At 73.7% G+C, this 13,204-nt stretch carries 14 protein-coding genes and 1 riboswitch; of the genes, 7 read left to right on the forward strand and 7 right to left on the reverse strand.

Annotated elements, in window-relative coordinates; translation table 11 throughout:
• The first annotated feature begins 212 nt into the window (after positions 1-212).
• The 3 genes from cutA to J7W19_RS22725 all read left to right on the forward strand — a co-directional run bounded on the left by cutA (position 213) and on the right by J7W19_RS22725 (position 2,732).
• Positions 213-554, forward strand: a complete 342-nt coding sequence (cutA, locus tag J7W19_RS22715; RefSeq protein WP_004955897.1) for a divalent-cation tolerance protein CutA — start codon at positions 213-215, stop codon at positions 552-554.
• A gap of 66 nt (positions 555-620) precedes the next feature.
• Entirely contained in the window at positions 621-1,382 is a 762-nt protein-coding gene (locus J7W19_RS22720; protein WP_004955895.1) for an ATP-grasp domain-containing protein, read from the forward strand.
• A 300-nt stretch (positions 1,383-1,682) separates the two neighbouring features.
• Positions 1,683-2,732 carry an AraC family transcriptional regulator ligand-binding domain-containing protein gene (locus J7W19_RS22725; RefSeq protein ID WP_004955894.1) on the forward strand — a complete coding sequence of 350 codons (1,050 nt, stop codon included), beginning with the start codon at positions 1,683-1,685 and terminating at the stop codon, positions 2,730-2,732.
• Between the two features lie 25 nt (positions 2,733-2,757).
• Here the strand turns inward: J7W19_RS22725 and J7W19_RS22730 are convergent, their stop codons facing one another.
• Positions 2,758-2,919: a hypothetical protein gene (locus J7W19_RS22730; protein WP_158688842.1), complete on the reverse strand. Its 162-nt coding sequence runs from the start codon at positions 2,917-2,919 to the stop codon at positions 2,758-2,760.
• 187 nt (positions 2,920-3,106) lie between these two features.
• Positions 3,107-4,447, reverse strand: coding sequence for a hypothetical protein (locus J7W19_RS22735; protein WP_004955892.1), 1,341 nt, complete (start codon positions 4,445-4,447; stop codon positions 3,107-3,109).
• 129 nt (positions 4,448-4,576) lie between these two features.
• Here J7W19_RS22735 and J7W19_RS22740 point away from each other — a divergent pair, with 129 nt between their 5' ends.
• Both J7W19_RS22740 and J7W19_RS22745 read left to right on the forward strand, forming a co-directional pair.
• Positions 4,577-4,837, forward strand: a complete 261-nt coding sequence (locus tag J7W19_RS22740; protein ID WP_004955890.1) for a hypothetical protein — start codon at positions 4,577-4,579, stop codon at positions 4,835-4,837.
• Positions 4,821-5,105: a hypothetical protein gene (locus tag J7W19_RS22745; protein WP_004955889.1), complete on the forward strand. Its 285-nt coding sequence runs from the start codon at positions 4,821-4,823 to the stop codon at positions 5,103-5,105. The genes J7W19_RS22740 and J7W19_RS22745 overlap by 17 nt, the downstream gene beginning before the upstream one ends.
• Positions 5,106-5,168: 63 nt before the next feature.
• Here the strand turns inward: J7W19_RS22745 and J7W19_RS22750 are convergent, their stop codons facing one another.
• From J7W19_RS22750 to gcvT, 5 genes are all read right to left on the reverse strand, one after another.
• Positions 5,169-6,302 (reverse strand): IS30 family transposase, encoded by a 1,134-nt coding sequence (locus J7W19_RS22750; RefSeq protein WP_201768282.1) that lies wholly within the window; start codon positions 6,300-6,302, stop codon positions 5,169-5,171.
• A 163-nt stretch (positions 6,303-6,465) separates the two neighbouring features.
• Complete coding sequence (locus J7W19_RS22755; protein ID WP_004949860.1) at positions 6,466-7,848, reverse strand: L-serine ammonia-lyase; 1,383 nt, start codon at positions 7,846-7,848, stop codon at positions 6,466-6,468.
• Positions 7,849-7,976: 128 nt separating this feature from the next.
• Positions 7,977-9,239 carry a serine hydroxymethyltransferase gene (glyA, locus tag J7W19_RS22760; protein ID WP_004949858.1) on the reverse strand — a complete coding sequence of 421 codons (1,263 nt, stop codon included), beginning with the start codon at positions 9,237-9,239 and terminating at the stop codon, positions 7,977-7,979.
• 56 nt (positions 9,240-9,295) lie between these two features.
• Positions 9,296-9,673 (reverse strand): glycine cleavage system protein GcvH, encoded by a 378-nt coding sequence (gene gcvH / locus J7W19_RS22765; RefSeq protein ID WP_004949856.1) that lies wholly within the window; start codon positions 9,671-9,673, stop codon positions 9,296-9,298.
• A gap of 90 nt (positions 9,674-9,763) precedes the next feature.
• Positions 9,764-10,915: a glycine cleavage system aminomethyltransferase GcvT gene (gene gcvT, locus J7W19_RS22770; RefSeq protein WP_004949854.1), complete on the reverse strand. Its 1,152-nt coding sequence runs from the start codon at positions 10,913-10,915 to the stop codon at positions 9,764-9,766.
• 161 nt (positions 10,916-11,076) lie between these two features.
• A riboswitch (glycine riboswitch) is annotated at positions 11,077-11,195 on the reverse strand.
• Between the two features lie 267 nt (positions 11,196-11,462).
• On the opposite strand from gcvT, the gene J7W19_RS33850 reads away from it, so the two are divergent.
• Both J7W19_RS33850 and J7W19_RS22780 read left to right on the forward strand, forming a co-directional pair.
• Entirely contained in the window at positions 11,463-12,398 is a 936-nt protein-coding gene (locus J7W19_RS33850) for an AAA family ATPase (protein WP_004949852.1), read from the forward strand.
• A complete protein-coding gene (locus tag J7W19_RS22780) occupies positions 12,395-13,174 on the forward strand; it encodes an enhanced serine sensitivity protein SseB C-terminal domain-containing protein (protein WP_004949850.1) in 780 nt (259 codons plus the stop codon). Before J7W19_RS33850 ends, J7W19_RS22780 begins: the two co-directional genes overlap by 4 nt.
• The last annotated feature ends 30 nt before the right edge of the window (positions 13,175-13,204 follow it).

Below are 13,204 nucleotides of genomic sequence, written 5' to 3' on the forward strand. Positions count from 1 at the left end.
CGGCCGCGGTTTCCGGCCGCCGTACGGGCGCGGCTCCGGCCCCCTGCCGAAGCGGCACGGGCGTGGTTCCGGCACCTTCCCGACGCGGCACAGGCGGGTTTCGGCGCTCTGCCGACGCGGCACGGGCGCGGCTCCGGCCCCCGCCGACGCCGCACCGGCCCGGCTCCCGCCGCCGTACCGCAGCGCCCCGCGCCCGCGATACGGTCGGCTCCATGGACGACGCCGCGACGCCCCCGTACCTCGCCGTGCTGACCACGGCCCCCGACGAGGAGACCGCGCGCCGCCTCGCCAAGGACGCCGTCGAGCGCCGGCTCGCGGCCTGCGCCCAGATCGACGGCCCGGTGACCAGCGTCTACCGCTGGCAGGGCGCGATCGAGACCGACGCCGAGTGGCGCGTCCTCTACAAGACGACGGGCGCCCGCTACGCGGAGCTGGAGGCCCACATCCGCGCCGGGCACCCGTACGACGTCCCGGAGGTGATCGCCACCCCGATCACCGCGGGCAGCGACGCCTACCTGACGTGGCTGCGCGCGGAGACCACCGCCGCCCCCTGAAGGCCCGGCACGCGGCCGGAAAAACCACGAGCGCTCCCGCCCGCCCGTACGCGAGGATCGCCACCCATGACCACGCTCGTCCTGCCACCCCGCCTCACCGCCTCCGCCGAGTCCGTCCGGGACGCCGCCGTCCGGCGCGGGCTCGACGCCGTACAACTGCCGGACTTCACCGTTCCGGACGGGCTCCGCGCGGAGCACCTGCACGCCGGGCCGGCGTTCGCGGACGCGGTGGCGCCCGCCCTGGGGATCGCCCCGCTGGAGGCCCCGGCGGACTGGCTCGCCCGGCTGCCGCGGGAGCGCACCCGGCGCGAGGTCCGGGCGGTGCCGATCGGCGAGGCGTACGGCCTCCGCCGGCCCGCCTTCGTCAAGTCCCCGAACGACAAGGGGATACGCGCCATGGTCTACGCCGACGGCTCGCGGCTGCCCGGCCCCGACGCCGTCGATCCGGCGACGACCGTCCTGGTGAGCGACGTGGTCGAGTTCACGGCCGAGTACCGGCTGTTCGTCCTGGACGGCACGGTGCGCGGCGGGAGCCGCTACGGCGAACGGGGCCGGCTCGCCCTCGGCCCCCTGGCCCCCGACGCCGCCCGCTTCGGCGCGGAGCTGCTGGCCGCCCACGCGGACACGCTGCCCTCCGCCGTGGTCGTCGACGTGGGCACCGTCGCGGACGGCTGGGCGGTGATCGAGGCCAACGCCGCGTGGGCGAGCGGCCTCTACACCACCGACCCGGACACGGCCCTCGATGTCGTGCTGCGGGCCGCCGGGCCGCACACGGCGCTCGCGGACCGCGACCGCCCGTTCGTCCGGGGCGCGTCCGGGACGGAGTGACGACACCGGGGGGCCCGATGTGCCACGAGCGGCCTGACGGGGCTCCTGAGACGTCAGTCGTCCGACGACTCCCCTCCTGGGTCGTCGGTCGATTGACGTGGGAACGCGAGCCGGACCCCCGTACCCGCTCGCACCCCGGTCCGCGCGGCCCTTGGCCGGCCGCCGGCGGATGGGCAGCGTCCGTTTCCGGCCGCCGAAGCCCCGCGACCGCTCCAGAGTGCCCAGGCCGGGGCACCCCTGCCCAGGACCGAATGTGCCACCCGCGGCACACGACGCGCCAACCTGTCGGAAAATGAACCCATGGCAGAAGCGCTGACGACCCGGACCAACGGTGAACTGGACTCCATCGTCCTGTCGAAGTTCCTCCTCACCGCGGCGGCGGCGAACGGCGCCGACCCCGACCGCATCGCCCGCGAGGCCGGGGTGCCGGACTGGGCGCTGGCCGAGGACGAGGTCACCATCCCCGCCCGCCGCACGATGCACGTCTGGGAGCTGGTGGAACGGGCCCTGGACACCCCGGACTCCCCGGTGTCCATCGCCGGCCTCTACAGCCTGGGCGCCCTCGGCCTCTTCGACTACCTCTTCGTCAACGCGCCGACGCTCGGCGCCGCGATGGAGACCAGCACCCGGTACCTGCACTTCATCACCACCAACGGCCGCTTCGCGCTGCACACCCAGGACGAGCGGGAGACGACGTTCTCCTTCCACTACCTGGAGGGCGAGCCCCGGCAGGTGGAACTGGCCGAGCAGTTCGCCCTGGCCGTGCTCTGCGCGCGCTCGCGGGGGGTGACGGGCACGCCCGTGCACCCGCTGCACGTCGGCTTCTCCCAGCGGGCGCCGCGCCGGCACGCCAACCTGGCCGACGCGCTCGCCGCCGAACGCGGCGTCGACTTCGGCCAGGACCGCGCCACGGTCACCTTCCGCACCGCCGACCTGGCCCGCCCGGTCCTCGGCGCCGACCCCCGGCTGGGCGCCATCCTCAGCCGCTACGCGGCGACCCTGCCGCCGCCCCCGCCCGCCGACTGGCGCGACCAGTTCCGCCAGGCCCTCGACACCTGCCTCGCCGAAGGCCCCCCGGCCCTCGACCACGTGGCCCGGCGCCTCACCATGAGCCGCCGCACCCTCCAGCGCCGCCTGGCCGAGTCCGGCACCACCTGGCGCACGGAACTGGACGCCGCCCGCCGCCGCCAGGCCGACCTCGCCCGCCGCACCGGCCACCCCACCAACGCGTCCCTCGCCGACCGCCTCGGCTACTCCGACCCGCGGTCCCTGCGGCGGGCGGTACGGCGGTGGTCGGCGGAGGAGTCCGACGAGCGGGGGGAGGGCGGCGGACCGACGGCCGGGGCCTGAGCGCTCGCGCTCCGGGCGCGTGACGTCACCGTTTGCCGAAGTCGACGACGTAGGCGATAGCGAGCGTGAGTCCGAGCGCACCGATGCCGAGCGCCGCCAGAACCTGGAACACGCTCGCCCCCGTCGCGACGCCCCGGGCCGCTCCGGCGAGCCCGCCGACGGAGGCGAACACTCCGAGAACGAGCATGCGAGACGACATACGCCCTGCGGACCGGCCCGCCTTGCCCCCTCGATTCGGCATGCCGCCGCGCTCCCTTCCGACTTGCGGGTCCTCTCGTACCCTTGGAGGCTACGAGAGGAGCGACGCCCCTTCCACCGCGCGCTTGCCGGAAGGCCGGGCGCCTTCGTTCTCGGACAAGTGGGTTCCTTTCGATTCACGTTCCGACGAGCGCGGGAGCGAGCCGGCGCGCCCGTTCGTGGAGTTCCCTGGCGGCCCGGTTCCGTAGGTACGGGCGGAGGCGGGAAGTCATGGCGCGGACGCGGTCGTCCGCGCGGCCGGAGTGGACGTCGGGGTAGTCGTCCAGGGCGAGGTGCCAGGTGCGGCAGGCTTCCTCCAAGTGCCCGAGCTGCAACTGCCGTTCGGCGAGGGCGCAGCGGTGCCGCACGCGGGCCCGCCGGAACACCCCTTGCCGTGCCCGGTCCGACTCCTTCAGGGCGGTCACCGAGCCGGTGACGTCCCGTAGTTCGTAGCGGACCTGGCTCACGTGGTACAGCAGTGACGAGGGATCGTACGAACCGAACGCCCTGGCCCGGGACTCGGCCTTCTCCATCGCCACCTCCGCCTCCCGGAGATACGCCAGCGCGCCCGCCCGGTCCCCGGTACGAGCCGTCGCGTGGGCCTGCTGCCCGGCCAGGAACGCGCGCATCCGGGGGCCCGCTCGCGGTGACGCGGCGGCCGCCGCGTCGGCGAGGCGCAGGGCCTCGCTCCCGTGCCCGAGGTCCACGGCCTGGACGCTCATCCCGCGCAGGGTGGTGCAGTACGTGAGGTGGTCGCCCGCCGCCCCGGCCAGCTCCAGGGCCTTGACGTAGTAGCGCTGGGCCAGGCCGTGGAGCCCCTCGTCGACGGCCATGTAGCCGGTCAGGTAGCAGAGGTCGGCGGCGGCCGACAGCATCGCCTGCCGCACCGGCTCGGGGGCGTCCGCACGGAGGTACGGCGCAACCGTGTTGACGAGGAACGCCGCCGCCATCGGCCGCGCGTGCCGCCCGCCGAACCGGTCGTCCAGTTCCGAGATCCGCTCGGTCATCGCGGTCACCATGGCGACGTCCGACTCGCCGAACCGCTGCCGCCCGCCCCGCCCGACCGCCTCCATACGCCCGACCACGTCCTGCCAGTGCGGCACGGTCAGAGCGACGGAGAACAGCCCGGCCCCGAGGACGCCACGCCGGGACGGGTCCATGTCCTGCCGGCCGAGGGCGAGCAGCCCCTCCGTCGTGCCCGCCGCTTCCTCGGCCTCCTCGCGGGGCGCGGGGAAACCGGCCTCCGCGTACGCGACCGGCCGCCCCAGCCGCCGGGCCAGGGTCTCCACGACGAGTGGTCGTACGGACTCCTTGGGCAGGTGGCCGGCGAGCCACTGATGGACCGACGGTTCGCGGTACTTGAGCGGCGTCCCGCGCTCCGTCCCGAGCCGGTTCACCTCCTGCGCGAACCGGCGCAGCGTCCAACCCGTCTCGCGGTACAGCTTCGTCAGGCCCGTGTTGCCCTGCGCTTCACTCACAGCACTCACGCCCTCGTGCCGGACTGTCACTTAAAGCTCTTAAGCCATGACGCCCCGCCCAACCGTACCGCCGCGACTGGCCCGTTGGTTCTCTGGACGAGTGACCGCCACGATCACCAATAGAGACAGATGACCGACTTCCGCGGCAGCGACAGCCCGCACGCGCCCGACCGCCTGCCGCCCGTGCCGCTGGGGCGACTGGTCAAGGACATGGACACGGGAAAGCTGGGGCTGGTGAGGGAGACCCAGGGCGGCAAGGTGCGGCTGTCGGGGATCGGTGGCGCCGGGTCGTGGTGGTGTCCGCGGTACCGGCTGAGCCTCGCCTCGCCGGACGAGCGGCGCGCGCTGGGGCTCGACCCGCAAGGGGCGCACGATGACCGGATCGGGTGACCTCGACGCCGCCGCGCTCAGCCCCGGGCGGCCCGACCTGGCGATCCTGCACGAGTACGTGGTCACCGTCCCGCACGGATCCGGCGCCGTGGGCGCGTACGCCCTCCCCGCCGTCTCCCGGCGGCCACGTCACCCGTGTGTCCGCTGCGCCTCGCTGCGGGACGCGCTCTCCGATGCCGTGCGGGCGGGCGACGCGGCCGTCGAAGCCCGGGTCGCCAGGGAACGGGCCGCGCACTGGCGGCGGGAGCACCGGCGGGTGCACTGGTGAACGGCGAGGCCCCGCCCGGGAGTGGCGGTTTCTAGGGGTCGTTGCAACACGTGGTCGTGTTGATCAGGCCGCAAGCAGTTTATGCAGGCGCTCGGCTGGGGTTTCCCAGCCGAGCGTTTTGCGTGGGCGGCCGTTGAGCTCGGCTGCGACGGCGTCGAGGTCTTCACGGCTGTGGGCGGACAGGTCGGTGCCCTTGGGGAAGTACTGCCGCAGGAGGCCGTTGGTGTTCTCGTTCGAGCCGCGCTGCCAGGGGCTGGCGGGATCGCAGAAGTAGACCGGGACATCAGTGGCGATGGTGAAAGCGTGGTGGGCGGCCATCTCGCTGCCCTGGTCCCAGGTCAGGGACCGTTTCAGGTGGGTGGGAAGCCGCTGCACGGTCTCCTGGAGCGCGTCGCGGACCTGCTCGGCACCGCGGCCGTCCGGCAGATGGACCAGCATCACGTAGCGGGTGGCGCGCTCGACCAGGGTGCCGATCGCGGAACCGCTGTCCTTGCCGATGATCAGGTCGCCTTCCCAGTGGCCGGGCACCGCCCGGTCCTCGGCCTCGGCGGGGCGTTCGCTGATCATGACCATGGGGTGGGTGAAGCGCGGCTGGCGCGAGGCGGCCTGGCGCTGTGGCCTGCGCATGGCCCGGCCGCTTCGCAGGGAGCGGGCCACTTCGCGGCGCAGTTCGCCGCGTCCTTGGATGTAGAGGGCCTGGTAGACGGTTTCGTGGACCACGTGCATCTCCGGCCGGTTCGGGAACTGTGCCCGCAGAGCGTTGCAGATCTGTTCCGGGCTCCACCGCCGTCTCAGGTGGCGCTGGATGAAGTCCCGGAGTGCCGGGTTGCGGGCGATCTTCCCCTGCTTGGGGCGGGGCCGGCGGGCATCGGCGCGGGCCTGGGCAGCGTGGGGACGGTACTGCCCGCCCACGGGGTGGCGGTTGCGGCGGATCTCGCGGCTGACCGTGGAGGGGCTGCGGCCCAGCTCGGCCGCGATCGCCCGCACCGATGCCTTCTCCCGCAGCCGGTCGGCGATGTGGATCCGGTCGGTCTCGGTCAGGTACCGGGACGACAGCGAGGGCGCCCGCACAGCGTGTGCGGGCAGCCTCGGCGGCTTCCTGCGGCCCTCGGGCCGGCCGTTGCGCCACTCACGGCCGGTCCGAGGGTTGACACCTACGCGTCGGCTCGCCTCCGCGTTACCGAATCCCAGCTGCATGAGCCGGAAGTATTCCTCCCGTTCCCGGTGCAGCTTCCGTGGGCCCTGTTCCCTGCGGCTCTCACGGATCTTGAAGTCCATCGCATCCCCTGAGCTGGGGTGTTGCGACGACCACTAGAACCCAAGAGTTCCGGGCGGGGCCTCGCCGGGGCGGGGAGCAGCGTCAGCACTCGATGACGTTGACCGCCAGGCCGCCGCGGGCCGTTTCCTTGTACTTGACCTTCATGTCGGCGCCCGTCTCCTTCATGGTCTTGATGACCTTGTCGAGGGAGACGTGGTGCCGGCCGTCGCCGCGGAGGGCCATGCGGGCCGCCGTGACGGCCTTCGCCGCGGCCATGCCGTTGCGCTCGATGCAGGGGATCTGGACCAGGCCGCCGACCGGGTCGCAGGTGAGGCCGAGGTTGTGCTCCATGCCGATCTCGGCCGCGTTCTCGACCTGCTCGGGGGAGCCGCCCATGACCTCGGCGAGGCCGCCGGAGGCCATGGAGCAGGCCGAGCCGACCTCGCCCTGGCAGCCGACCTCGGCGCCGGAGATCGAGGCGTTCTCCTTGAAGAGCATGCCGATCGCGCCCGCGGCGAGCAGGAAGCGGACGACGCCCTCCTCGTCCGCGCCGGGCACGAAGTTCATGTAGTAGTGGAGGACGGCCGGGATGATGCCGGCGGCGCCGTTGGTGGGGGCGGTGACGACGCGGCCGCCGGCCGCGTTCTCCTCGTTGACCGCCATCGCGTAGACGGTGATCCACTCCATCGCGCGGGCCTGCGGGTCGCCCTCGGCGCGCAGCTGGCGGGCGGTGCTGGCGGCGCGGCGGCGGACCTTGAGGCCGCCGGGGAGGATGCCCTCGCGGGACATGCCGCGGCTGACGCACGCCTGCATGACGCGCCAGATCTCCAGCAGGCCGGCCCGGATCTCGTCCTCGGTGCGCCAGGCCTTCTCGTTCTCCATCATCATCGCGGAGATCGACAGGCCGGACTCGCGGGACATCCGCAGCAGCTCGTCGCCGGTGCGGAAGGGGTACTTCAGGACCGTGTCGTCGGGGACGATCCGGTCCGCCCCGACCGCGTCCTCGTCCACCACGAAGCCGCCGCCGACCGAGTAGTAGGTCTTCTCCAGCAGGGGCGCGCCGCTCTCGTCGTAGGCGAAGAGGGTCATGCCGTTGGCGTGGTACGGCAGGGCGCGGCGGCGGTGCAGGATCAGCTGCGTGGAGGCGTCGAAGTCGATCTCGTGGGCCGAGCCGATCTCGGTGCCGAGGAGGCGCAGGCGCTTGGTGGTGCGGATGCGCTCCACCTCGTCGTCGGCGATCTCGACGTCGACGGTGCGCGGCGAGTGGCCCTCCAGGCCGAGGAGGACGGCCTTGGGCGTCCCGTGGCCGTGCCCGGTGGCGCCGAGGGAGCCGAACAGCTCCGCGCGCACGGAGGCGGTCTGGGCGAGCAGGCCGTCCTTCTTCAGGCGGCCCACGAACATCCGGGCGGCGCGCATCGGGCCGACCGTGTGGGAGCTGGACGGGCCTATGCCGATCGAGAAGAGATCGAATACGGAGATGGCCACGGTGGCAGCTCCTTGGGTCGGGGGGTGGTACAAGAGGTGGTACAGCGGTATGACGTGGTGCGGGGCACCGCGCTCACCACCAGTGTGCGCGATGCCCCGTACATCCCGGTAAAACCGGAGGTCCGGTCCTACTTCAGGCCGGGGTACAGCGGGTGCTTGTCCGCCAGCGCGGTGACGCGGGCGCGCAGCGCCTGGGCGTCGTACTCGGGCTTCAGGGCCTCCGCGATGACGTCCGCGACCTCGCGGAAGTCCTCGGTGGTGAAGCCGCGGGTGGCCAGCGCCGGGGTGCCGATCCGCAGGCCCGAGGTGACCATCGGGGGGCGCGGGTCGTTCGGGATGGCGTTGCGGTTGACCGTGATGCCGACCTCGTGGAGGCGGTCCTCGGCCTGCTGGCCGTCCAGCTGGGAGTTGCGCAGGTCCACCAGGACCAGGTGCACGTCCGTGCCGCCGGACAGGACGGAGACGCCGTGCTCCTTGACGTCGTCCTGGACCAGGCGCTCGGCCAGGATCTTGGCGCCCTCCAGCGTGCGCCGCTGGCGCTCCTTGAACTCCTCGCTGGCCGCGACCTTGAAGGAGACCGCCTTGGCCGCGATCACGTGCTCCAGCGGACCGCCCTGCTGACCGGGGAAGACCGCCGAGTTGATCTTCTTGGCGAGCTCGGCCGTGGAGAGGATCACACCGCCGCGCGGACCGCCGAGGGTCTTGTGCGTGGTGGTGGTGACGACGTGCGCGTGCGGCACCGGGGAGGGGTGCAGCCCGGCGGCGACCAGGCCCGCGAAGTGGGCCATGTCGACCATCAGGTACGCGCCGACCTCGTCGGCGATCCGGCGGAAGGCCGCGAAGTCCAGCTGGCGCGGGTAGGCGGACCAGCCGGCGACGATCAGCTTGGGGCGGTGCTCCTTGGCGAGGCGCTCGACCTCCTCCATGTCGACCAGGTTGGTCTGCTCGTCGACGTGGTAGGCGACCACGTTGTAGAGCTTGCCCGAGAAGTTGATCTTCATGCCGTGGGTCAGGTGCCCGCCGTGGGCGAGGTTCAGACCCAGGATGGTGTCGCCCGGCTTCAGCAGCGCGAACATCGCCGCGGCGTTGGCCTGGGCGCCCGAGTGCGGCTGCACGTTGGCGGCCTCGGCGCCGAACAGCGCCTTGATCCGGTCGATGGCGATCTGCTCGACGACATCGACGTGCTCGCAGCCGCCGTAGTAGCGGCGGCCCGGGTAGCCCTCGGCGTACTTGTTGGTGAGGACCGAGCCCTGGGCCTCCATGACCGCGACCGGAGCGAAGTTCTCCGAGGCGATCATTTCGAGCGTGGACTGCTGACGGTGGAGTTCGGCGTCGACTGCGGCGGCGACGTCGGGGTCGAGCTCATGGAGGGAGCTGTTCAGAAGCGACATGAGTTCTTCCTGGCGGGAAGGGGCCGGGAGGGGCCGGGTGGAGGCGGGACGCGGGGTCAGCCGGCGAAGTCCGTGTACGCGTCGGCGGTCAGCAGCTCCGCCGGCTCGTCCGTGATCTTCACCTTGAACAGCCAGCCGCCCTCGAAGGGGGCGGAGTTCACCAGCGAGGGGTCGTCCACGACGTCCTGGTTGGCCTCGACGACCTCGCCCGTGACGGGGGCGAAGAGGTCGCTGACCGACTTGGTGGACTCCAGCTCACCGCAGGTCTCGCCCGCGGTGATGGTGTCGCCGACGGCCGGGAGCTGGGCGTAGACGACGTCGCCGAGCGCGTTGGCCGCGAACTCGGTGATACCCACCGTCGCCACACCGTTCTCATCCGTGGCCGACAGCCACTCGTGCTCCTTGGTGTAGCGGAGGTGCTGGGGGTTGCTCATGGGTCGATTCTCCTGTACGCGGGTGGATGCTTGTGCAAGGGGTCTTGACAGGTGAGACGGGGACCGGACGAACGTACTCGCCGGGCGGGCTCAGCGCTCGCGCTTGTAGAACGGCAGGGCGACCACCTCGTACGGCTCGTGGCTGCCGCGGATGTCCACCGCGACCCCGGCCGTGCCGGGCGCGGCGTGGGCCGCGTCCACGTAGGCGATGGCGATCGGCTTGCCGAGCGTGGGGGAGGGGGCGCCGGAGGTGACCTCGCCGATCACCGCGCCGGAGGCGGCGTCCACCACCGGGTAGCCGGCCCGCGGCACCCGCCGCCCGGTCGCCACCAGGCCCACCAGCTTGCGCGGCGGGGCGTCCGCGGCGCGCTCGGCGGCGGCCTCCAGCGCGGCCCGCCCCACGAAGTCGCCCGGCTTGTCGAACTTGACGACGCGGCCGAGCCCGGCGTCGAACGGCGTGGTCGCGGTGGTCAGCTCGTGCCCGTACAGCGGCATGCCCGCCTCCAGGCGCAGGGTGTCCCGGCAGGAGAGGCCGCAGGGCACCAGGCCGGCGTCCGCGCCCGCCTCGGTCAGCGCCTGCCACAGCTTCTCCGCGTCGGCGGGGGCGACGAACAGCTCGAAGCCGTCCTCGCCGGTGTAGCCGGTGCGGGCGATCAGCGCCGGGACGCCGGCGACCGTGCCGGGCAGGCCCGCGTAGTACTTCAGGCCGTCCAGGTCGGCGTCGGTGACCGACTTCAGGATGGCGGGGGAGGCCGGGCCCTGGACGGCGAGCAGCGCGTAGTTCTCGCGGTCGTCGCGCACCTCGGTCTCGAAGCCCGCGGCCCGCTCGGTCAGCGCGTCCAGCACCACCTGGGCGTTGGAGGCGTTGGCGACGACCATGTACGTCTCGTCGGCCAGCCGGTAGACGATCAGGTCGTCCAGGATGCCTCCGCGCTCGTCGCAGATCATCGTGTAGCGGGCGCGGCCGGGCTTCAGCGCGGAGAGGTTGCCCACCAGGGCGTGGTCCAGGGCCTGGCCGGCCTGCGGACCCGTAAGGGTGATCTCGCCCATGTGCGAGAGGTCGAACAGACCGGCGCGGGTGCGGACGGCCACGTGCTCGTCGCGCTCGCTCCCGTAGCGGAGCGGCATGTCCCAGCCGGCGAAGTCGGTCATCGTGGCGCCCAGGGCGCGGTGCAGCGCGTCGAGCGCGGTACGACGCGGGGCGGCGGTCTCTGAGGGCTGTGAGGTCTCTGCGGCAGACATGATCAAGGCTCCCGGGCAGCGGTCGCGAGGACGCGGGGACGTCGAAGGACGGCCTCCCCATCTGTCATCGGAACCTGAGAGGTTCACCGGGAGCCCCCGGAGAGGGCACGCGGCTTGCACCTTGGGTGGGACCGCCGGGCGGTCCGCTTTTCAGATCTGCCTCACCCTGCGCGGTACGGGGCCTGAGAGATTCAAGGGAGGAACTTGCTCCTTCGGCGCCCGGCATGCGGCGTGCCGCGGTGCGGCAGGCACATGGCCGGGACTCTCCCGCGCGGATTCGAGCGGCCGGTATGCAGTTGTACGCAGGTGCGCGTGTACGCAGGTGGTCGTGCTCTTGGCGCGCACATCATTGCACGTACGGGCGTGCGATGGACCGTTCGGAGCCCATCGCATTGGATTACTTTTCCTTTACTCCGTCCGTATGCGGGTGGGGTACACCGTGGGCACCGGGTGACGGGGCACGGAGCGGCACGGAACGGCGGGGCCGCGGAGCGGAACGGCGGACGAGGGCGGGGGAGCGGTGCGAACGGGCGGCCGGACGGAAACGGTGGACGCCGCGTGGGCGACGGGCGGCGGCGGGGCGCGGGTGCGCGACCTGCGCGGGGCGGTGCCGGCCGCGGTGGAGCTGCGCTGCCGCGCCGGTGATCTGCTGGTCGTCTCCGGCCTGCCCGGCGCGGGGAAGTCCACCCTGATCCGACGGGTCGTGCCCGCCCTCGACGGCCGGGGCGAGCCCGTGCGCGGCGTGGACTCGCAGGACTCCCGGGCCCGCCTGGAGCGCCGGTTGCGCGGGCTGCCCGTACGGCTCCCGTACGGCGTCTACCGCCCCGCCGCGCGCCTCGCGCACTACGCGCGGCTGTGGCGCGCCCTGCGCTCCGGCGCGAGCCTCGTCGTGCACGACTGCGGGCAGCGCGGCTGGGTCCGCCGGCTGCTGGCCCGCGAGGCGCGGCGGCGCGGCACCGCGCTGCACGTCCTGCTGCTCGCCGTCGAGCCCGGGACCGCGCTCGCCGGGCAGCGGGCCCGGGGGCGGACGGTCTCCCGGGCCGCGTTCGGGCGCCACCGCCGCGCCATGGAGCGGCTGGTCGCGGCGGCGGTGGCGGGCCGGCCGCCGGCGGGCGCGACGAGCGTCCTCCTGCTCGACCGCCCGGCCGCGACGGCGCTGCGGACGATCACCTTCGCGGAGACGCCGGGCGGACCGGACGGTGCGGGCGCGCCCGCGGCTCCGGCCGTCCCGAAGACGTCCTCGGGCCCGCCCGCACCGTCAGCGCCCGCCGTCCCCGCCGCGCCCGGGTCGCCTGCCGTCCCGCCGGCGCCGGGAGCACCCGGCCGGCCCGCCCCCGGCACCCCGCCCGTCCCCGGCGCCCCGCCCGTCCCCCTTGCGCGCCGCCCGGCCCGCCCGGTCGCCGTCCCCCTCCCGCCCCCTGACGGGGAGCCGGCCGTTAAGGTGCGGGTGCGAGCGCGACGAGACCGTGGGGAGAACGGATGAGCGGCCCCGAGCTGCACGGCATGGAGCGGGCCCGGGGCGAGGCCCCCGGCTGGCCCGCCAACGAACTGGAGGAGACCCTCGCCGCCTGCGCGGGCGTCCCCGGCACCGGCGAGCGCGTCGTCGAGGCGCTCGGCCGCAGCGAGATCTGGATACCCCTGCCCAAGGGCGGCGGCCCCGACAGCCCCGACCTCGACCTGCCCACCGTCGAGCTCGGCGGCGCCGCGTTCGTTCCGGTGTTCAGCTCCGAGGAGCAGTTCCGCCGCGTCATCGGCGATCACATGGCCTACGCGGTCGCGCCCGCCGTGGAGTTCGCCCGCGGCCTGCCCCCGCAGGTCGGCCTGGTCGTCAACTTCGAGGGAACGGTGGCCGCGCCGCTGCCCCCCGCCGCCGTCGCCGGGCTCTGCCGGGCGGGCACGCTCCGGCTGGAGGGCGAGCCGACCGGCGGCCGGGTGCGGCTGCACGAGCCGGACTGGCAGGTCGAGCCCACCGCCTTCCTCGCCGCCGCCGGCCTGGAGTTCACCGCCGCCCGCGCCGTGCGCACCGCCCGCCGCGCCCTGGCCAGCGTCGAGGGCGGCCCGCCGGAGCTGTTCGTCGGCGTGGAACTCGACCTCCCCGACGACGACAGCCGTGCCGCCGCCGTGGCCGCCCTGGGCCGCGCCCTGGGCTCCGCCCCCGTCCCCTGGCCGGTCCGCACGGTCTTCCTGGACGTCACCCGCGACCCGGTCGCCGAGTGGATGCGGGACCGCGTCGCACCGTTCTACGACCGTGACCGTTGACTGCTCCCCTGCGGGCCGCCCCGGCCTCGT

It is taken from the genome of Streptomyces mobaraensis NBRC 13819 = DSM 40847 (genome assembly GCF_017916255.1).
Lineage (GTDB): Bacteria > Actinomycetota > Actinomycetes > Streptomycetales > Streptomycetaceae > Streptomyces > Streptomyces mobaraensis.